Source organism: Rhodohalobacter mucosus (assembly GCF_003150675.1).
In the GTDB taxonomy this organism is placed as follows: Bacteria; Bacteroidota; Rhodothermia; order Balneolales; family Balneolaceae; genus Rhodohalobacter; species Rhodohalobacter mucosus.
In genome coordinates this window covers 140,227-161,113 of the sequence record NZ_QGGB01000010.1, presented here as the reverse complement: position 1 = coordinate 161,113, position 20,887 = coordinate 140,227, and the positions used below count along the sequence as shown (strand labels likewise).

Below are 20,887 nucleotides of genomic sequence, written 5' to 3'. Positions count from 1 at the left end.
TCAGGGAGCGTTGATGCTGATTCCAAAAGCAAGTGGAGAAGGTGCAGAAGAAGGCTCTGCTCCGGCATGCGATATAGCAGTTACAGATTCTGACTCATGATTAAGGTGAATATTAAATCCCGAAAGGCTGTTCCACCCGTTGCCCGAATCATGCCATTTTAAAAATATCTTCCCCGACTCATTGAGGAAACCGTTCATCTGACTGCTTTGATGGTGATAATCATTCCACTGTTCAATCAGCCATGACGGGTTTTGATCAGAGGGAAGTTCCGTTTCGCTTCCGCTGTGAGCGGAGAGCCGGAAAACTTCTTTATGACTGGCGATCAACTGCGACGCTTCTTTAAGCAGCAGCGAGAAATCACCTGTTTGATCGGGAAGCTTGCGGATGCTGTCGCGTACCTTTGATTCATTCTCATCACCCGTCTCCACAACGTTGTGGCTGAGCCAGCGGGTGAAGGACGTTTTTTTGGCCTGACCCGACAATGGGAGAAAAAGGTGAGACAGGAATCCGGCCATAACAAAACCGATTACGGCCGTACGATAGATATGTAGAAATCGATCAAACATCAGAACGGAAAAATATGCAGTAACAGGCCGGTTGACAAATTAATTTTGCAGGCTTTGAAACCCTTCACATATCAGTCTGCAGCCGCTTTCTCCCTGCTGCGCGAGAGTTCTTCATTCAGATAACGGCCCGTATGGCTTTCGGAAATGCGGCTAACCTCTTCCGGTGTTCCCTCTGCGATAATTTCACCGCCGCCTTCGCCGCCTTCGGGGCCAAGGTCAATGATCCAGTCGGCAGCTTTGATAAGATCCATGTTATGCTCGATCACAATCACCGTGTTACCTTTCTCTACCAGCTTTTGAATCACGTCAACCAGCATGCGAACATCCTGAAAATGAAGACCGGTGGTCGGCTCATCCATGATATAGATGGTGTCGCCGGTGCCTATCTTGGAAAGTTCCCTGGATAGCTTGATTCGCTGCGCTTCACCGCCGCTCAGCGTGGTACTCGACTGGCCAAGTGTGAGATAACCAAGGCCCACGGAGTTCAATGTCTTCAGTTTGCGTTTGATTGCCGGTACGGAGTCAAAAAATTCAACGGCTTCGCTAACAGGCATCTGAAGCACGTCCGAAATATTTTTGCCCTTATAATGAATTTCAAGGGTCTCACGATTGTACCGTTTGCCGTTGCAGACTTCGCAGTTCACATAGATATCGGGCAGGAAATTCATTTCAATTTTACGAACACCGTCACCCTTGCAGGTTTCGCACCGGCCGCCTTTTACATTGAATGAAAAACGGCCCTGATCGTATCCCCTGATTTTGGATTCGGGCAACTCTGCAAAAAGCGACCTGATATGGTCGAAGACTTTGGTGTATGTGCCCGGATTGGATCTCGGTGTACGGCCTATCGGACTCTGATCAATGGAGATCACCTTGTCAACATGGTTCAGGCCCTCTACAGTTTTATAGGGAAGGGGGACTGATTTGGAATTGTAAAATTCGTTGGAAAGAATAGGAACCAGCGTTTGATTGATCAGTGAACTCTTTCCGCTGCCGCTAACCCCTGTAACGCAAATAAACTTTCCGAGGGGTACCGAAAGATCCACTTCTTTCAGGTTATGCCCCCTGGCGTTATGAATGCGGATCTCTTTGCCGGAACCCTTGCGCCGCTTCCCGGGAAGGGGAATAGACTCCTCATCACGCAGAAATTTCATCGTCATGGAGTCCGGGTCGAGTTCGTCCGGTGTGCCTTTGGTAACGATGTAACCGCCATGCGTTCCTGCCCCGGGACCCAGATCCACCACATAATCCGCATGTTCAATGGTTTCCCGGTCATGCTCTACAACAATAACGGAGTTTCCAAGATCACGCAGGGTTTCAAGTGATTTGATCAGTTTGATGTTATCCCGTTGGTGAAGGCCGATACTGGGCTCATCAAGGATATAGAGCACCCCGACGAGCTGCGTACCGATCTGGGTAGCCAGACGTATCCGCTGAGCCTCACCGCCCGAGAGCGTTTGTGCTTCGCGATCGAGCGACAAATAGCTCAGGCCAACATTCAACAGAAAATCGATTCGGTCGATAATCTCTTTGAGCACCTGCTGGCCAATTTTGCGCTGTCTCTCCGACAGTTTCAGGTTGCCGATTGTTTTCCGAAGGTTCCGGATATCCCGCTGCACCAGGTCCTGAATGGTGAATCCGTCAATCTTATAGGATAACGCTTCATGATTCAGCCTTCCGCCGCCGCACTCGGGGCAGGTTATTTTTGATAAAAACGCTTTTGCCTTGTCGCGCTGTTTGTTTGATTTGCTCTCCTCATACTGTTCGCGAATCACCGACCGCAGACCGGAAAATTTATGCTTGTAGGTGACGTTGCTGTTTTTGAAATCATAACTGACGTTGAATTTCTTGTCTCCGCCTCCCTCAAACAATAAGTCGAGTGCTTCATCGCTGAAATTTTTCAGTGGCATGTCAAAATCATGATCAACCGACTCAAGTACCGCACGAATTTGCTTGAAGATGAATATATCCCTCGGCTGTCCCAGGTAGCGGATACCCCCGTCACTGATCGATTGCTCCGGATTGGGTATAACCAGTTCACGGCTCACGTCGTATCTGTAACCAAGACCGTTACACGCTTTACAGGCTCCGTACGGTGAATTAAATGAGAAGAGATTCGGAGCGGGATCCTCATAGGAGAGGCCGCTTTCAGGATCAAAAAGGTGTTTTGAATATACCTGATCCTTCAGTCCGCCGTCCTTTTCCTGAATTCCAAGAATCAGGTTTCCATCAGCCATTTCCAGGGCCATGTGGACGCTTTCAGAAATGCGTTTTTCACTGTTTGGCGAGATAACAAACCGGTCGACCACAACTTCAATATTGTGGGTTTTATACCGGTCGAGCTTTATCTCTCCCTCAAGGTCGAGCATCTCGCCATCCACGCGGGCCTTAACAAACCCCTGCTTTTGCATCTGATCAAAGAGTTCACGGTAGTGGCCTTTCCTGCCCCTGACAACCGGTGCAAGGCAGTAGGCTTTGGTGCCTTTTGGAAGCTGCAGAATGGCCTCTACAATTTGATCAGAGGTCTGTTTCTCCATTTTATTGCCGGACAGATAGGAGTACGGAATACCGATTCGGGCATAGAGAAGTCTCAGAAAGTCATAAATCTCGGTCACCGTTCCTACGGTGGAGCGCGGGTTTCGATTAGTGGTTTTCTGATCGATAGAGATCACCGGTGAGAGCCCGTCGATAAAATCAACTTCGGGCCTCTCCATCATTCCCAGAAACTGCCGTGCATAGGCAGATAGCGACTCCATAAATCGTCGTTGTCCCTCTGCGTAGATGGTGTCGAACGCCAGGGATGATTTACCTGAACCTGAAAGCCCGGTGAAAACGACCAGCCGTTCCCGGGGAATATCTATGTCCAGATTTTTAAGATTGTGTTCGCGTGCTCCGCGTATAATGATGTGTTGATGCAAGAATCGGTAATTAAATTGCTAAACCAACAAAAATACAAAAGCTTTAGGGCAATGGCATCTTATCTGTGGGGTAAAAAACGATTGCCGGAGCTGAATCGTTTACCCATTTGATGCCGCACGTTAATAAAGTGGCTTCTTCAGTAAGGTATCTTAAAACACAAATGATCCGTATCTTGGCACTCTTTTAACAAATTATCTGCAGCAATAACGTAAGAATTAGGAATGAGTACCCCGTCCAAAACCGCCAACCCCATTCAGATACCCGAGATGTTCGAAAGTGAAGGGTGGCATCCGTTATCCTGGAATAAAAAGGAGATCAGCCAGCTACCTCCTTATCCAGACACAGAGGAGCTTCAAAAGGCATACAATGAACTCCGGTCTCTGCCGCCTCTTATCACTTCCTGGGAAGTGGAAGCACTGAAAGAGAAGCTTGCAAACGTCTCGGAAGGCAAGGCATTTTTGCTGCAGGGCGGTGACTGTGCTGAAACTTTTGATGCCTGTAAGGCACCCAAAATTGTGAATATGCTCAAAGTAATGCTTCAGATGAGCTTTATTCTTGTGCACGAAATGGGAAGGCCGGTTGTGAGAATAGGCCGCATTGCGGGTCAATACGCCAAACCGAGGTCCAGAGACTTTGAAACGGTGAACGGAGAGGAAATGCTCAACTACCGCGGGGATCTGATTAACAGTATTGAGGCGACCCGTGAAGCCCGTACACCCGATCCGCAGCGCCTTCTTACGGCCTATGAGAAAGCTGCGCTTACGCTGAATTTTTTGCGGGCACTGTCGGACGAAGGATTTGCCGATCTGCAGCACCCCGAGCAGTGGGAGCTCGATTTCATGAAAAACAACGAGTACTACAAAGAGTACGAGGCAATGGTGAACTCCATCCATAAAGCGATCAATTTTATGGAGACCATCACGCCAAACAGTTTCAGCACGCTTCACAAAGTTGATCTCTATACGTCTCATGAAGCATTGAACCTATATTACGATGCGGCGCAGACGCAACGGGTGCCCAGAAAAACAGGCTGGTTCAACCTGAGCGGACACATGGTCTGGCTTGGAAATCGTACAAAGCAGCTCGATGGCGCACATATCGAATACCTGAGCGGCATACGCAATCCAATCGGAATCAAGGTCGGGCCGCCTTTTGACCTTGAAGAGACCCTGCAGGTTATTGAAAAACTAAACCCAGGCCGTGAAGCTGGTAAAATTGTGATCATAACCCGTATGGGCGCAGATTACGTGGATAAACATCTGCCGACTTTCATCCGCGCACTCAAACAGGAAGGACATCCTGTAGTCTGGAGCTGCGACCCGATGCACGGCAATACATTTTCCACAGAGAAAAATCTGAAAACGCGCAGCTTCAATAATATTCTGGAAGAGATCAGGACAACGTTTGCCGTTCACCGATCGGAGGGAAGCTACCTTGGCGGGGTTCACCTGGAACTTACGGGTGATAACGTAACCGAGTGCGTTGGCGGTGCAAACGGCCTAAACGAGACCGGCCTTGATATCAACTACGAAACATATTGCGATCCCAGGCTCAATTACGAACAAAGCCTGGAAATGGCCTTTCTGGTCGCGAAGGAGTGGAACAAAAGCTACGGACAAGCGTGATTCTAAACTGCATGCCTGCTTTCGGCATGTTACAATAAGCCTCCGCCGGAAACTGCAAGCGCCACTTTTGCAGTTTTTACAAGCCAGTCTGTCTTTCACATAATGACAGGGGGTCGTATTGCGTTATAGGAAGTGAAATACCTGCAGTACAGTTTGTCAGGTATGACAAAAAAACGCCTGATTATCCGTTTGGCACTTCAATTGCAACATGTAGTAACAAACAATTGAAACAAAAAATGGAGGTCCGATTATGGCACTCATTAGATATTCACAACCACAAACCGATCCGTTCGGCAAGAGATTTTCCGACATTATTGATGAATTCTTTAATGATGCGGTTGCTACGCGTCAAGCAGGTTTCTCTCCCAGAATTGATATTTCTGAAAATGAGAAACAGTTTCTGATTGATGTTGCGCTGCCGGGTGTTAATAAAGACGACATCGACGTAAATCTTGAGAATGGCCGTCTGACAATCAGCGGTGAACGCAAATTTGAATCAGAAGACGAAGGAAAACAGTATCACAGAGTTGAAAGTCATTACGGTTCTTTTACACGAACCTTTCAGCTACCTGATAATGTAGATGACAACAGCGTCTCAGCAGCCTATAAAGATGGGATTTTGGAAATATCCATTGATAAAAGTGAAGAGAAGCTGAAAAAACAAATTAAGGTCAAGTAACCATATGTTTAAAAGAGCTGTTCTACTTAGTCCCCTAAAGAGAGCAGGTTAGTTAGCGCCGGAGCTGCTGTGAAATGCGCCTCCGGCATTTTTTTGAGATGTAACGATACAATATTGTACGTTTGAAACAGGTTAATCTACAGGGATTATCCCGCCTGTATCTCATTTTGATTGTAAACGAAGAACAGTTTTCAATCTGACGAATTAAATAAAACACTCACATTTAATATTTCCATGGATCGATTAACCAAGAGTATTATTGCAGTTGTAGCCGTCGCTTTTTTTCTGATTGGTATAAATTTCGGATCGGATCTGGGTTTCACCTCAGATTCAGCCGGATCAGGCCAGGAGCTTCCCGAATTCAGAACACTGGATAAATCTGAAGCGAGTCCAAACGTTCTGCGGGACTTTAACAATGCGCTGGTTGACGTGGCCGACCGTACCAACCCGACCGTTGTGACCATTAATACAACGCAGACCGTTACCCAGCGCCAGCGATCGCCTTTTTCACTCTTTTTCGACGATCCCCGCTTTGATCAGGAGCGTGAATTTCAGAGAAGGGGACTCGGATCCGGCGTGATTGTATCCGATGACGGATATATACTGACTAACAACCACGTGATTGAAGGAGCTGAGGAGATCCAGGTATCGTTATATGATGGAACTGAGCTGGATGCAGAAATTGTAGGTGCGGATCCTGCAAGTGATATTGCTGTTCTGAAGATATCCATGGATGACCTTACGGCCATACCGCTTGGAGACAGCGACGAACTTCGAGTGGGTGAGATGGTTCTCGCGATCGGAAGCCCGCTTCAGACCCAGTTTGCCAATACGGTTTCGATGGGTATTGTGAGTGCCAAAGGACGTACAGGGGTCAGGCTGAATCAGTTTGAAAACTATATTCAGACCGATGCAGCCATCAATCCGGGCAATTCAGGCGGCCCCTTGATTAATGTGGATGGAGAGCTTATCGGTATCAATACAGCCATAGCAAGCCGTAGCGGCGGCAGCCAGGGAATCGGGTTTGCCATACCGGTAAATATGGCGCGCAATGTTATGGAAGCACTTATTAGCGAAGGGCGTGTTTCGCGAGGATATCTTGGCATTACGCTTGGCGGTGAAGTGGACAGAACAATGGCCCGCGCATTGGGTATGGAAACACCCCGCGGTTTTGTGGTGGGCGATGTTGTTGAAGGAGGCCCCGCAGATGAATCGGGACTCATGGAAGGAGACGTAGTTGTACGACTGAATGGCGAAATCGTGCAAAACTTTCTCGATTTCAGGATCGCAATTGCCAATACAATGCCCGGTACGGAAGTTGAGATTGAAGTTTTCCGTGACGGAGAGAACCGCACATTGACCGTAGAACTTGGTGAACTCGAAACAGAAGAAATTGTATCCGAAATGGAGAACAACGATATGGAGAATCTCCGTGAAGAGCTGGGTTTTGCAGTGGATGAACTGACCGATAATATTCGGCGACAGCTGAATCTGGACTCTCAGACGTCCGGTGTGGTTGTTTCCGATATCAGCGAGGGCAGTCAGGCCTACGGTCAGGGACTGCGCAGGGGCGATGTGATTTCGCAGGTGGCCGGAACACAGGTGACATCACCGCAGGAATTTTATGGTGCAATTCAGGCATTGATGGATGAAGGCACTGAAGTGGCCCTGTTGCGCGTTAACAGACAGGGAAGGAATATTTTCGTAGCATTTGAGTTGTAAAAACTCAAATATGTTAATGGTTAAGGTCAGGCCTGCCGGTTGATTCGGGCAGGCCTTTTCTATTTCTATGTAATGCCTGTAAGAAAAGCTTACAAACTCTGTGTATCTTAAAAAGATGAACATTTTAGGCATTGAATCATCGTGCGATGAGACGGCAGCGGCTGTATACAGTGACGGTGAAATACTATCCAACGTGATCGCTTCACAGACCGTGCACGAACGGTTTGGTGGAGTTGTTCCTGAACTCGCCTCACGTGCTCATCATAAAACCATATGGAGCACGGTAGAACAGGCTTTGAGCGAAGCAGGTACCGAACTCCGCCATATTGACTACATTGCCGTAACCCGGGGCCCGGGCCTGCTGGGCTCGCTGTTGGTCGGACTCAGTTTTGCCAAGGGATTGTCAATTGCGCACAACATCCCATTGATTGGAGTTAATCATATCGATGCCCATCTGTATGCCAACTTCATTGAACACGAAGAGAGTTACCCGTTTGTGGGCCTGATCGTATCCGGTGGGCATACGAGACTGGTGCACGTGAAAGAACCCCTGAAACATGATGTGCTGGGTGAAACACGAGATGATGCTGCAGGCGAAGCCTTCGACAAAATCGGTAAACTTCTGGGGCTGCCATATCCGGCAGGCCCCGAAATGGACAAACTTGCGCAGGATGGGAATCCCGGTTTTCATGATTTTCCACGCTCTATGATGGGCAAGGGGCTGGATTTCAGTTTTTCAGGACTGAAGACCAGCGTGCTGTACTATCTGCAGGAGAAGGATGAAGCATTTATTGCTGAAAACCGTCACCATATCTGTGCAAGCGTTTCGGCAGCAATAACGGATGTGCTGACCGCAAAACTGAAAAGGGCAGCCGAAAAAACGGGAACGAAGCAGCTGATGCTTGCCGGAGGGGTTTCTGCAAATTCGATGCTAAGAAAAAAAACCGGAATACTTGCCGAAAGATCGGGTTACAAATTAATGATTCCCTCTCTTCAATACTGTACGGATAATGCAGCCATGATCGCCATAACAGGATCCATAATGGCTAGAAAAGGAATGGTGGGCGACCTCACAATGAAGCCATTTGCCAGGCTTGAGACGCAGTCGGCGAAGGTGTAATGGAGTGCTGAATTCCATACATTGCATGTTCACTACTAAAAATCATAAATCACTATCATGCATAACGTTGTATTGATTCCCGGAGACGGAATCGGCAAGGAGATTACAAAATCTGTTACAACCATATTGGAAACGGCCGGTGCTGAAATGAACTGGGTGAGATGCAGTGCCGGTGAGAGTGCAAACAAAGAATTGGGAAACCCGCTGCCTCAGGAAACGCTGGATGCCATTGAAAAGCACAGAATTGTTCTCAAGGGGCCGCTGACAACTCCCGTGGGAGCCGGATTTCGTTCGATCAATGTCGCGCTAAGGCAGAAATTCAATTTGTACAGCAATATTCGACCGGCGCGTTCTTTACCAAATATTGAAAGTCCGTTCAGGGGCGTGGATCTTGTCTTGTTCCGTGAAAATACACAGGGTCTCTATATCGGAAAAGAGCATTGGATTGATGATGAAGAGAAGCACGCAGAAAGTATCGCGGTCGTGACCCGGGAAGCCAGTGAAAAAATTATTACCGCCGCATTTGAGTATGCAAAGAAATTTGGACGTAAAAAGATAACGCTGGTCCACAAAGCCAATATACTGAAACTTACCACAGGGTTATTTCTGACAATCGGGAAGGAGATTTCCGCTAAATACCCGGAGATAGAATTTGAAGATCTGATCGTGGATAATATGGCAATGCAGATGGTGATGCGTCCGCAGCGGTTTGATGTGATCGTTACCACCAACCTTTTTGGTGATATTCTATCGGATCTTGCATCCGGTCTGGTTGGTGGCCTTGGGGTTACGGGCGCAGCCAATATCGGGGACGATGCGGCCATGTTTGAGGCCGTTCACGGCTCAGCACCCGACATTGCCGGAAAAGGGCTCGCCAACCCAACGGCACTTCTGTTTTCATCCCTGATGATGCTCGAATATCTGAATGAGGGCAGGGTTGCAGAGAAGATCCGGTCAGCAGTCTACACCGTTCTGCAGGAACACAAGTCCAGCTGCACCCGTGATGTAGGTGGAGAAGGGACCACAGCAACTTACACAGAGGCAATCTGCAGACTTCTGAGAGACTAATTGAACGTGCGTTCGACAGTAGAGTGGGTTGCAGCGCTACTTTTTTTTAAGGGGTCACCGATCTCAATGAATTGCAGTCAGTCGTGGTTCAGAGCTCAGTGAAACGTACCTGCCTGGAAGCAGTATCGAACAGGGCTACCATAGCATCCTCATCAAATCCTTTGACGCTTCCCGGATTGATGACGAGGGTGTTCTCAACGGTATCCAGCCTTGCCTGGTGTGTGTGGCCGGATATCACAACGTCATATTTCCCGCAGGTTTCCAGGCTTTGCGTAATTTCGGGGTAGGTTCCATGATAAACGGCTATTTTCACCTTATCAGTTTCAAAGGCGAAAAAGTCACCGTGAAGTTCCGCTCCGATTTCATCAAACTTTTTTACCAGCAGATATTTATCTCCATCATTATTGCCAAAGATTCCATGCAGAGGCAGGCCGGCAAAATGTGAAATTGTAAACGGGCTGCAGTAATCTCCCGCGTGGATAACCCGATCCACACTGTTCTCCCTGAAAACGGAAACGGCCTTTTGAATATGGTCAACGTGATCGTGTGAGTCGGAACAAATACCAATAAGCATAGCACTGATTTTTTATGGATGCATTTCTATTAAAACAAACAAAAAAGCTGATCATACAAAAGTGCGGATATGCAGGTTGCAGAGAATTCATATCAAAAAGTTTTGACTACATTTGTTACTTTAAGGCCTTCAGGAATGAACAGTTAAAAGGAAGAAACAGATATGTCGGTCACAAAAGAAGATGTTTACTATGTAGCCAACCTTGCACGACTGCAACTAAGTGACGAGGAAGCGGAAGGGCTCCGGAAAGATATGAACAAAATTCTGGGCTATATCGAGACGCTGAATGAGCTGGATACCACGGATGTGGAACCATTGGATCACGTTACGGAAATTACAGCCACATCATTCAGGAAAGACGTGGCCAAAGAACCGCTCAGCCATGAAGATGCACTCAGGAATGCCCCGGATGCCGACTCCGACTATTTCCGTGTACCCAAAGTGATTGAATAAGCGTACGTACGTAAGCTTAAAGCCTCAACCCGACCCTGTACAATCCCATCTCAAAGAATGGCTTCAAAAAAGAGCAAAAAAAAACCATCCGCTGAATCTGCAGATTTCTGGCAAGATCTATCGGCAACGAAACAGCATCTTTTTTCACTTATTTTTCTTTTTCTGCTCCCGGTTATCCTGTTCTATTCTACGGTACTGGGAGGTAAGCAGTATATGGGTCATGACGCTATACAGTGGCGGGCCGGAGCTGAGTCGCTGATAGAATACCAGGAAGAGTTTGATGAGCCGGCACACTGGGCCTCAAACATGTTTTCAGGGATGCCGGCAACCACAATTTCACATCCGCCGCAAATCAGCAATCTGGATAATACACTGCTGAATGCTCTGGATGTAATCTACCCGGCAGCCGAAATGTGGATACTGCTGGGCGGAGCCTATCTCATGTTCATCTTATTGGGTGCCCGACCTCTGGCGGCCGTTTTCGGATCCGTTATCGTAGGTTTTACAACCTATATTCCCATCATAATCGGTGCGGGCCATAACGCCAAATTTTTGGCCTATATCTATATCCCCTGGCTCTACAATGGATATCTTCTTCTCACCCGGTCTAAAATAAATCCCTGGCTGGCCGCATTTGTTTTTGCCTGGGCGCTCACACTACACCTCAGGGCCTACCATCCGCAGGTTACCTATTTCTTTCTGTTTCCGCTGGGAACCCTGTTTTTGGCCGACCTGGTAAAGGCTGTCCGCGCCGGTGAGTTAAAATCATTTTCAATTCATACCACCTGGCTGTTGTCGGCAGCGGTGATAGCCGTATTGGTGAGCATTCAGCTCTACTGGAGTACCCTCGAGTACTCTGCGTTCAGTATGCGCGGGGGATCGGAGATAGCCGGCACGGATGGCCTGGCGAGGGAGTATGCGTTTGCATGGTCGCAGGGTTGGGGCGAACTGTTGACACTTTTGATCCCCGGAGCTTTTGGCGGATCTGAACTATATTGGGGCCCCAAGTCTGTAACCAGCGGGCCCCATTACTTTGGCGCACTTGCCTTTTTCTTTTTTGTAATTGGTGTGATGAAGTCGAAAAGCAGGTTTCTTTGGATCTTTCTGGGACCGGGCATTGTAACGTTGCTCTTTTCACTGGGTGAAAATTTCGGGGCCCTCAATAATCTCATGTTTGCGGCCTTTCCGCTTTTCGACAAGTTCAGGGTTCCGGAAATGTGGCTGATGATTTCGGTTTTCTGCTTTACCGTGCCCTCTGTTTTTGGGTTTGACTGGATTACGCAGGAATTAAGAAGTGGATTGCCGGCCGGCTGGAAGAAGCCCGTCTATATTGCGTGCGGGCTGTCTGTGGTCTTTGTTATTATCGGCTTTACAGCTCTCTCTTTTGAAAAGCCAGGGGAACGGCAGGCAATCGCCAGGCAGATTGCCGCGCAAAACCAGGTATCGGCCGGCGATCCCAGGGTAGCGCAGACTGTGGACCGCTATATTGAAAACGAGCTGATCCCTGAAAGGGAGCAAATGGCAGGCAGCGACACACTGCGGTTCGCACTCTTTATCGCAGCCGGAACGGGGATCGTATTTGCAATAGGTTTGGGGAAAATCTCCGTTTCATTGGGTGCCATCATGATTTGCGTACTGATAGCATTTGATCTGATTCAGACAGATCGTCAATACATGAACGAAAATGCACTGGTTGATGGGGACCTGACGAGGGAAGGTTATATTCAGAGAACCGAGAGAAACATTGACCGGTTTCTGTCCGAAGAGACCGGGACTCCTGAGGAGTGGCACTACAGGGTGCTTCCGCTGCTCGACAATCCCTTTAATAACGCAATACCCGCCTACTTTTACCCATCGGCAGGTGGTTATTCCGGCGCCAAGCTGGGATATTATCAGGATCTGATTGATGAAGCCTTATTTTCGGGAGCGGCGGGCATCAACACGGGCGTGCTGAATATGCTCAATATCAAATATCTCTCCGTACAGGGAGCGGTAGGACTTCCCGGATTTGAAAGGGTGTACAGCGGTGATGACGGCGTGGTGATGGAAAACCTCGGCGTTCTACCCAAAGCGTGGTTCGCAGATTCCGTTGCGGTTCTGGATTCCCAGACCGACGTGCTTGAACGGATAAGCGAAGATTTTGAACCCTCAGCCGAGGCGTTTGTGGCCACTGAAAGTGAAATAACAACGGCACCGGACTCTCTATCAGAAGTACGTATAACTACGTACAATGCCAATCAAATCACACTTGAAATAAACCGCAGCAATCCGGGTTTCCTGGTTTTGGGTGAAATATGGTATCCGCAAGGCTGGGAGGTTACCCTGAACGGAGAGCAAACGGACATGATTCGAACCAATTATGTGCTGCGCGGATTTGAAATTCCGGCCGGCGAACATATACTGGAGATGAAAATGGAACCGGTATGGTACTCAACAGGACGAGTGATGTCGCAGCTGGGAACGATTCTGCTATTCGGAACCGGTGCGATCGGTCTTTTTCTACTCTACCGGAAGCCGGGGGAGGAAGCAGAAACAGGAAATGAATGATCCGCACCATTCTCAATAAACTGTTTTGGGGCGTATATCGACACATGGCGTCCGATGAGCAGTACGCAAGGGCAAGATACCGCCTTACCACAGGAAGGAAACTGAGACTGAACCCACCGGTCACCCTTTCTGAAAAAATCAACTGGCTCAAGCTGAATGACAGGTCAGAATTGAGGAGGATTGTGGCCGACAGAACGGGTGTCAGGCAGTTTGTTGCTGATCGTGCCGGCCCGGAACACCTGATTCCCCTGATTGGAATCTATGACAAGATAACCCATGAGGTCTGGAAAAGCCTGCCCCGTCAGTTTGTACTGAAAGCCAATCACGGATCCGGCATGGTAAAAGTGGTCAGGGACAAAAATCTGGAGGATCCGGAGAAGATTATTCGCATGACGCAGGCGTGGCGGCAGACCGACTATTCAGAATTCGGACGCGAGTGGGTATACAAGGACCTGCCCCGAACCATACTGGCTGAAGAGCTATTACTGACAAATGAGGGCAAAGTACCCGCTGACTACAAATTTTTCTGTTTTGAAGGGCGGACAGTGCTTTTTCAAATCGACTTCGACCGTTATGGAGATCATACAAGAAATTTTTATGACCGCGCCCTGAATCGGGTTAATGCGAAGATCATCTATGAACCGAATGAACAAAAAGTGGTTTTTCCTGATAATCTGCAGGAAGCACTGACTCTTGCTGATCGCCTGTCGGAGGGTTTTAACTTTATGCGGGTAGATCTCTATCTGACCCGTAAGAGGGTATGGTTTGGCGAGATGACCAATTTTCCGGGTAATGGATTTGAAGCATTTTCACCCTATGAGTTTGACGAAAAGATGGGCCGGCTTCTCGATCTTGACACCTCCGGACAGTGAACCGGGAGAGTGCCTTCAAAGGAAAAGCTTGCGCGTAATCTCTTTCTTCAGCAGACTCAAGGGTGCGGACCTGAAGAGTTCAAGCCAGCCCGCTTTATGCCCTTCCGCAAGCTTCAGCCTGTATCTTTGATAGCGAATCTGCGAAGTATTCATTTTGTGACGGTGTTTTTCAAGGCAGGCACGGTATCCCCGCACTTTATTTTCTGATGTCGTAATCCGGTCCCGTTCTTCCTCCGCATTCACAGACTGCAGTACACGGGGAACGGTACGTATTGGTCCGAATCGTTCGGTGAGGCGTATCCAAAGGTCATAATCCTGCGCGGCTGGAAGCGATTCATCGTACCCTCCCGCTTCAATGATGTACTCTTTTTTTGTGAGCAACTGGTTACCCGCCATATTGTAGTAAAGAAGATCTTCGAACGCTATCTCACGCTTTTTTTTCCAAACGCGGCTTTTCTTCCCGTAGATCATGCGGTCGTAAGACGTAACCGCGGAAAAACCGGCTTTGAAGTGCTCATAAAGTACGCGTATGCGCTCCGGATCCCATAAATCATCATCATCCAGCCCCGAGATGAATGATCCGTTTGCATGCTCTATCGCAATGTTCCGGCTCGCAGCGGCTCCCCGAGGCGTGTTGTTTCGCAGGATTTTCACAGGAAAAGGTCCGCTGAGTGTTGCCAGTGCCTCTTTTGTGGAGTCGTCGGAAGCATCATCCACTACGATGATCTCAATGGCAGGGTAGGTCTGCCGGAATACGGATTCCACAGCGTTCAAAACCGAATCTGCGCGGTTGCGGGTCGGAATGATAACCGATACTGTAGGATCTGATTGAGCACGCACTGTTCTTCACTGTTCTATTGAGTATATTTGCCGCAGCGGATAACATATGAACAATCAACCTCTCATAACAGTAGCCATTTGTACCTATAACAGGGCAGATTACCTGGCTGATACGCTGGACGCACTTGCCCCGCAGGCTTCCGATCCGTCACTTTGTGAGATCCTGGTCATTGACAATAACTCAACGGACAGTACAGGCAGCGTTTGCAAAGACTTTGCAGGGAAGCACACGGGTTTGGAATTCAGGTATTTTAAAGAAGAGTCGCAGGGGCTGTCATTTGCCAGAAATCGTGCTGTACATGAAGCAGCTGCAGATTCAATACTTTTTATCGATGATGATGTGGTTCCGGATCAGCACTTCATTGAAGCCGCTGCAGGCTATATTGAACGGTATCCGGATGTAATGTGTGCGGGCGGGCGAATATTTGTGTCGTTCGATGAGGCGGATCCCGGGTGGATACCGAAGCAGCTGATGCCGATGTTTGGTTTGCACGATTTAGGCAGTGAAGTGATGCAATACCCCAAATCCAACTTTCCGAGAGGCGGCAATATGATGATCAGGCGTGAGGTGTTCGATACGTGCGGAATGTTTGATACGGAGCTGGGCAGGAAGGCGGGCCATCTCCTTGGAAGTGAGGAGAAAGCTTTCTTTGCAAAGGTAAGGGAAGAGGGATATTCACTCTACTATTGGCCGGAAATGCAGCTGCACCACAGAATCGGTGCAAAACGTCTGACAAATTCCTATCTGAAGAGGCAGTCGGAAGGAATTGGCCGAAGTGAACGGATCAGGGTACAGTCTTCCGTACTGTCAACTGCTGTGAAACTGTTGTCGGAATGTATAAAACTGTTCGGCAGCCTGATCTTGTCACTGGGCTATCTGATCCGTGGAAAGAAGAGGGCTGCTGCACTGCTGATTCGATTCAGAATCTGGGTGCTTGCAGGATTTCTGAAACCTCAGGATCCTGTCTGAGAAAATGTGGGAATATTTTTCAGCATTTTCTGCGTGCTCTGTATAAGTGAATCTACAGTGTCCGGATTGTTCCCGGTTACAATGTGCATTTCGAAAGGCTTCTCATCCTCAATTTTGCGAAACGACTGACTTGCGCTTTCAACGCAGCTTTTAAGGCTTGAAAGATTGATTTTACCCATGGTACTCCTCGTATGAATGTATTCTCAATTGAACTCTCTGAATAAAAGGAGGGACCAGATATGCGTTTGTTACAATAATTTTTTCAAATATTAAATTTGGGTCAGAAATGCCGGGGTTGACACTGCTGAAAGCGAGAAATATTTGAAATGACGGCCGGATAAAAAATCTCAGGATTCATGAAATGGATCACTATTTTGGAGGTTGAACCAAACGGCAGGCGCCATCCGCCGATTAACGTAGCTGAACCTGATACCTGAAGTGGGAATCGTAATCCGACAAAGCATTGTAAACGCAGCCATCACCTATTTTGGGATTGGTCTCGGATTTGTGCTAACCATTTTTTTGTATCCGCACATACTCGACCCGGATCAATATGGCCTTACAAGGGTATTGATATCAGCTGCCCTCATCTCTTCACAGTTTGCCCATCTTGGGTTTCATAACCTGATTCTTCGCTATTTCCCTTTTTTTAAAAAAGCTTACCCGGAAGGGCATGGGCTGTTATTCTGGGCTTTTATAATCCCCTTTTCCGGGTTTCTGGTATTTGCACTGCTCTTTTTTTTACTGGATGATCTTTTCATCTCAGTGTATTCGGAGCGCTCCCCGCTTTTTGCCGATTTTTACCTCTGGGTTCTGCCTCTTACTCTGTTTGTTCTCTATTTTGAGGTGCTCAACAATTATCTCAGGTCACTGCGCGATGCAGTTTCAGGCTCCTTTGTCAATGAAGTATTTCAGCGGGTTCTTGTTATTGCATTGCTGTTACTCTACCTGTTTGGGCTGATGTCATTTTCTCAATTTATTGGATTGTTTGTATTGAGTTACGGACTTCAACCTGTTTTTCTAACCATTCAGATTGCGCGGCAGGGCGGCCTTGACCTGAAACCAAGGTTTGATATTCTTAGAAAAAAACTCTTAAAAGGGATGGCAAGCTACTCCCTTTTTTCACTGCTCGGCGGGCTTACTACCGTGATGGTCTGGAACGTAGATGTACTTATGCTTGGAGCAATGACAGATCTTGAAAGCACCGCTGTTTATGCCATCGCATTTTATATCGGGTCGGTCATTGCCGTACCCCAGCGGTCGGTTGAAAAGATTGCGGGTCCGCTGATATCAGAATTCATCAAAAGCAAAAAATGGGATGAGGTCGCGATTCTGTACAAGAAAACATCTCTGAATCAACTCATTCCGGGAATATTCATTTTCGGACTTATCTGGATCAACCTGGAACTACTCTTTCAGTTTCTGCCGGATATTTACTCTTCCGGCCGGTGGGTTGTTTTTATCATTGGACTCGCAAAACTGATTGAAGTCGGAACCGGTGCCAACGGAATCATACTACTTAATTCCAGCCATTACAGGGTAAGTTTCTACAGCAATGTTTTGCTGGTTCTCCTGACAATTGCTGCAAACTACCTGCTCATCCCAACATATGGTATCGAGGGTGCAGCAATGGCCTCCGCATTTGCCATATTTGTTTATAACAGTGTAAAATCGATCTATATCCTTTTAAATATCGGTATACAGCCACTTACCGGTGCTGCAATGACCGCACTGGCGATAGGATTTTTCCTGATATTTATCCTGGATGCTACAGGTCCCTGGATTGGTGATTCAGTCTGGTTCAGAGCTATAGCGCAATCCGTGCTGTTTACACTGTTTTTTGCTGCCCCCGTACTCCTTTTCAGGCTTTCAGAGGACCTGAATAATCTGGTTGCGAAATTTTTCCGAACATTTATGTAATCATGAAGGCACTACTGGTAGATCATCAGAATGGCTCACCGGTTATGAGAACCGGTACGTTTCCGGATCCTGTACCCGGTGACCGGGAGTTGCTGGTAAAAACAGAGGCTGCTGCCCTGAATCGTGCTGATCTTCTGCAGAAAGCGGGGAAATATCCGCCCCCGGATGGTGAATCACCCATTTTAGGTCTGGAAATGTCGGGTGTTGTGGAGCAAGCTGGAAAAGATGTAGAGGGCTTCAAGCCGGGAGATCCCGTATTCGGACTGCTTGGGGGCGGCGGTTATGCGGAGTACTGCATCATCGACTACCGAATGGCCCGTATAATTCCTGAAAATTTTTCATTTGAGGAAGCGGCTGCCATACCGGAGGTATTTTTGACAGCGTATCAGGCCCTCTTTCTTTTAGGACGTTTGGAAAAGCGGGAAACAGTTTTGATTCATGCAGGTGCCAGCGGGGTTGGTACAGCTGCCATACAGCTTGCGCGTGTATTGAAAGATGCGACTGTGCTGGCAACGGCAGGTACGCCTGAAAAACTGACGTTATGCCGTGAACTCGGTGCAGATCTGGCCATCAATTACAAAAAGGAATCGTTTGCCGAACCAATCATTGAGCATAAAGGGCCCGATTCCACAAATCTGATAATTGACTTTATCGGTGCTCCCTATTGGCACGACAATCTGCGGATTGCAGCAACCGATGGCAGGATCATTTATCTTTCGATGCTGGGTGGATCAAAAATTGATTCAATCAGCCTTGTGCCTGTTTTGAAAAAGAGGCTTACCATAGCCGGCTCAACCCTTAGAAACCGCAATGCTGAGTACAAAATCGATTTAATGCGAAAGTTTTGGGAAGATTCTGCCGATAAGTTTCCGAAGCAGGAGATAAAACCCGTAATTGACAGCATATATGACTGGAAAGATGCAGAAAAAGCGCATCAGTATATGGCTGATAATAGAAATGCCGGTAAGATCATCCTGATGGGAATGTAGCGGTATTAAGAAAAAATAATACCTGATGTGTTTTATTAAGCAGATTTAAGTAGAATTACTCTCTGAAAAACCTACTTTACATAAAAATGTATCATTTATCATACAGGCGGATCTTACTGCAGATATTCTTTTGCTGTTTCACTGTAACCGGTGCAGCGGCTCAGAATTCTGATCCGGACAGTGGGCTATCAGTAAATGTATCCATAGCCCCTGATTTCGACGCAGTAAACATTGAAAACCTGATTACCCTGACGTTCAGCAGCCTGAATGAGAAGCCGGTTGTGAACTATGAAATAGCCAACAATCGCTCATCCGGGACTGCACGATTCCTGATAGAAACATTCATACGGAGTGAAAACGAGGGGCTTATTCTGCGGTCATCACAGAACCCGAATACGGTATTCGAGATGGATGCGGGAGAAATACTCCGTTTCAGCAACCTGGATATCATCCGCGGCACGATTCCGGGTCAATCCGGCGATGTTAAATTCGATTTTGTGCTGACCAATCGCGGGAGACAGCTGCTAAGCCGCTTAAATGAAGGGGCTGTTGTCGATGAAGACCGTTTTTACGTGGATGTTCGAATTCTGCCTGAAGACGATTATCAGGCTGAGCCTGTGGCGTCATCAAGTGCTGAAATCGAAACGTCCGTTCCTGATGTTTATCTGGAAATAAGGGGGCACGGGCCAACGCTGAATGCGCTATCTGCGCTTGAGTCCACCGATAATCTGCCATCTTTGAGATGGGTTGCACCGCAAAATCAGCGGTACAGATTGATTCTGGCCTCTGTCGACGAAAGTTCCGGTGCCGCTGAGAACGTTCTTGAAAATCGCTTCAGAAGCGAGTTTAACCCCCGATCTGTAACGGATCTCCGGGAAAACATTCTTTTAGATGTACTTGTGGATGAAACGGAATTTCAGGTTCCCGGTGCAATTGAGCAGCAATTAGTTCCAGGAAATGATTATGTTTGGCAGGTTGGAGCAGAAATTGCTACACTAAAGCAGACTATGCAGGTGAAATCAGACGTCTGGAGATTTACAATTCCGGAACCTGACACCGTTAATGAAGAATTAATATCCATATTGTCGGAAATTTTAGGCGAAGACAAAGTAGACGATATGGTAAATCAGGGATATGAACTTCAGCAGGTCGAATTGGGCGGGGAAGTCTATTCGGCTGAGGAAGCAGTAGTAATATTAAGAGAGATGCTGCAAAAAATCAGAAACAGACGAGCAACAATTGGTGAATAAAATGGAAAATAAAAATAAAGGATTACTCGGATTTGCAGTCGTGGTGATTGCCGCTATTGTGGCAATTATATACATGATTCCTGAAGAGAGCGTGGATTTGACAACTGAAAACGCAGAGGATGAAATCGCATACGTACGACGTTATGTACCTTCCGTTACGGTTTCAAACATAACGGCAGACACCATTCAAACCGTTGGTCAGCCGCTTGTTTCAGGTGATACGCTAACCACAAACCAGAGCGGCTATGCGATGCTGCTATTTCTGGATGAAACAGTTGCAAGGGTAAGCCCATCCTCGCAAATGGTGATACGCAGCTCGCTCAATGAGCAGCGTAACCTGAACCTCAGAACACAGATAAGTCTCGCTATAGGCGGACTTTTTATGGATGTTCAGAGAGGTACGGATAAGGAATTTGAGGTAACTACATCAAACACAGTGGCTTCTGTAAAAGGAACCAAATTTGGCGTCAATGCAGACGGCTATGTCTGGGTTGAGGAAGGTGAAGTGGAGGTCGAGGTCCGTTCTACGGGAGAATTGATCACACTCAACGACATGGAATTCGTAAGAATTACCGACGATGGTTCACCTGAAAGCGGCGCACTGACTGAAGAGGAGCTTGAGGATCTCACCTCGGTTTATCAGATTCTGGAAAGTGATTTGATTGAGCGGCAGATGCGTCTGCAGTTCAGAAATCAGCAGGGCGACACTCTCGATGAAGACCTGAGGATCTTTGAACAGGAAAATGGAGAGGATGAGAATCAGGATTAATCC

18 protein-coding genes are annotated in these 20,887 nt (G+C 47.6%); 13 read left to right on the top strand and 5 right to left on the bottom strand.

Translation table 11 applies throughout. The features are described 5' to 3' along the window. On the bottom strand, positions 1 to 567 hold the full coding sequence (locus DDZ15_RS14885) for a hypothetical protein (RefSeq protein ID WP_109647907.1): 567 nt from the start codon (positions 565 to 567) through the stop codon (positions 1 to 3). Positions 568 to 638: 71 nt separating this feature from the next. After that, complete coding sequence (gene uvrA / locus DDZ15_RS14880; RefSeq protein WP_109647906.1) at positions 639 to 3,485, bottom strand: excinuclease ABC subunit UvrA; 2,847 nt, start codon at positions 3,483 to 3,485, stop codon at positions 639 to 641. A 222-nt stretch (positions 3,486 to 3,707) separates the two neighbouring features. Here uvrA and DDZ15_RS14875 point away from each other — a divergent pair, with 222 nt between their 5' ends. The 5 genes from DDZ15_RS14875 to DDZ15_RS14855 all read left to right on the top strand — a co-directional run bounded on the left by DDZ15_RS14875 (position 3,708) and on the right by DDZ15_RS14855 (position 9,700). Beyond that, the gene (locus DDZ15_RS14875) at positions 3,708 to 5,111 is read left to right on the top strand and encodes a 3-deoxy-7-phosphoheptulonate synthase class II (protein WP_109647905.1); all 1,404 of its coding nucleotides are present in this window, start codon (positions 3,708 to 3,710) and stop codon (positions 5,109 to 5,111) included. 250 nt (positions 5,112 to 5,361) lie between these two features. Then, positions 5,362 to 5,790: an Hsp20/alpha crystallin family protein gene (locus DDZ15_RS14870; protein WP_109647904.1), complete on the top strand. Its 429-nt coding sequence runs from the start codon at positions 5,362 to 5,364 to the stop codon at positions 5,788 to 5,790. A 234-nt stretch (positions 5,791 to 6,024) separates the two neighbouring features. Continuing rightward, positions 6,025 to 7,512 (top strand): DegQ family serine endoprotease, encoded by a 1,488-nt coding sequence (locus tag DDZ15_RS14865; RefSeq protein ID WP_109647903.1) that lies wholly within the window; start codon positions 6,025 to 6,027, stop codon positions 7,510 to 7,512. Between the two features lie 115 nt (positions 7,513 to 7,627). Beyond that, complete coding sequence (gene tsaD / locus DDZ15_RS14860; RefSeq protein ID WP_109647902.1) at positions 7,628 to 8,632, top strand: tRNA (adenosine(37)-N6)-threonylcarbamoyltransferase complex transferase subunit TsaD; 1,005 nt, start codon at positions 7,628 to 7,630, stop codon at positions 8,630 to 8,632. A gap of 57 nt (positions 8,633 to 8,689) precedes the next feature. Continuing rightward, a complete protein-coding gene (locus DDZ15_RS14855) occupies positions 8,690 to 9,700 on the top strand; it encodes an isocitrate/isopropylmalate dehydrogenase family protein (protein WP_109647901.1) in 1,011 nt (336 codons plus the stop codon). 88 nt (positions 9,701 to 9,788) lie between these two features. On the opposite strand, the gene DDZ15_RS14850 is transcribed toward DDZ15_RS14855, so the two are convergent. Beyond that, complete coding sequence (locus tag DDZ15_RS14850; protein WP_109647900.1) at positions 9,789 to 10,274, bottom strand: metallophosphoesterase; 486 nt, start codon at positions 10,272 to 10,274, stop codon at positions 9,789 to 9,791. Between the two features lie 162 nt (positions 10,275 to 10,436). On the opposite strand from DDZ15_RS14850, the gene gatC reads away from it, so the two are divergent. The 3 genes from gatC to DDZ15_RS14835 are packed head-to-tail and all read left to right on the top strand — an operon-like array spanning position 10,437 to position 14,146. Next, positions 10,437 to 10,727 carry an Asp-tRNA(Asn)/Glu-tRNA(Gln) amidotransferase subunit GatC gene (gene gatC, locus DDZ15_RS14845; protein ID WP_109647899.1) on the top strand — a complete coding sequence of 97 codons (291 nt, stop codon included), beginning with the start codon at positions 10,437 to 10,439 and terminating at the stop codon, positions 10,725 to 10,727. A gap of 57 nt (positions 10,728 to 10,784) precedes the next feature. Continuing rightward, a complete protein-coding gene (locus tag DDZ15_RS14840; RefSeq protein ID WP_109647898.1) occupies positions 10,785 to 13,274 on the top strand; it encodes a hypothetical protein in 2,490 nt (829 codons plus the stop codon). Further along, complete coding sequence (locus DDZ15_RS14835; protein ID WP_109647897.1) at positions 13,271 to 14,146, top strand: ATP-grasp fold amidoligase family protein; 876 nt, start codon at positions 13,271 to 13,273, stop codon at positions 14,144 to 14,146. The genes DDZ15_RS14840 and DDZ15_RS14835 overlap by 4 nt, the downstream gene beginning before the upstream one ends. Before the next feature lie 15 nt (positions 14,147 to 14,161). Here DDZ15_RS14835 and DDZ15_RS14830 read toward each other — a convergent pair whose 3' ends face one another. Beyond that, a complete protein-coding gene (locus tag DDZ15_RS14830) occupies positions 14,162 to 14,986 on the bottom strand; it encodes a glycosyltransferase family 2 protein (RefSeq protein ID WP_109647896.1) in 825 nt (274 codons plus the stop codon). 46 nt (positions 14,987 to 15,032) lie between these two features. Here DDZ15_RS14830 and DDZ15_RS14825 point away from each other — a divergent pair, with 46 nt between their 5' ends. Continuing rightward, positions 15,033 to 15,956, top strand: coding sequence for a glycosyltransferase (locus tag DDZ15_RS14825; RefSeq protein WP_109647895.1), 924 nt, complete (start codon positions 15,033 to 15,035; stop codon positions 15,954 to 15,956). Here the strand turns inward: DDZ15_RS14825 and DDZ15_RS14820 are convergent. Continuing rightward, entirely contained in the window at positions 15,941 to 16,135 is a 195-nt protein-coding gene (locus DDZ15_RS14820; RefSeq protein WP_109647894.1) for a hypothetical protein, read from the bottom strand. The genes DDZ15_RS14825 and DDZ15_RS14820 overlap by 16 nt on opposite strands. A gap of 259 nt (positions 16,136 to 16,394) precedes the next feature. On the opposite strand from DDZ15_RS14820, the gene DDZ15_RS14815 reads away from it, so the two are divergent. The 4 genes from DDZ15_RS14815 (at position 16,395) to DDZ15_RS14800 (ending at position 20,884) form a co-directional block, all read left to right on the top strand. Further along, positions 16,395 to 17,876 carry a lipopolysaccharide biosynthesis protein gene (locus DDZ15_RS14815; protein WP_158278729.1) on the top strand — a complete coding sequence of 494 codons (1,482 nt, stop codon included), beginning with the start codon at positions 16,395 to 16,397 and terminating at the stop codon, positions 17,874 to 17,876. A 2-nt stretch (positions 17,877 to 17,878) separates the two neighbouring features. Further along, on the top strand, positions 17,879 to 18,865 hold the full coding sequence (locus DDZ15_RS14810) for an NAD(P)H-quinone oxidoreductase (protein ID WP_109647892.1): 987 nt from the start codon (positions 17,879 to 17,881) through the stop codon (positions 18,863 to 18,865). Between the two features lie 86 nt (positions 18,866 to 18,951). Next, the gene (locus DDZ15_RS14805; protein WP_109647891.1) at positions 18,952 to 20,115 is read left to right on the top strand and encodes a hypothetical protein; all 1,164 of its coding nucleotides are present in this window, start codon (positions 18,952 to 18,954) and stop codon (positions 20,113 to 20,115) included. A gap of 1 nt (position 20,116) precedes the next feature. Then, positions 20,117 to 20,884, top strand: a complete 768-nt coding sequence (locus tag DDZ15_RS14800) for a FecR domain-containing protein (RefSeq protein ID WP_109647890.1) — start codon at positions 20,117 to 20,119, stop codon at positions 20,882 to 20,884. Positions 20,885 to 20,887: the final 3 nt, after the last annotated feature.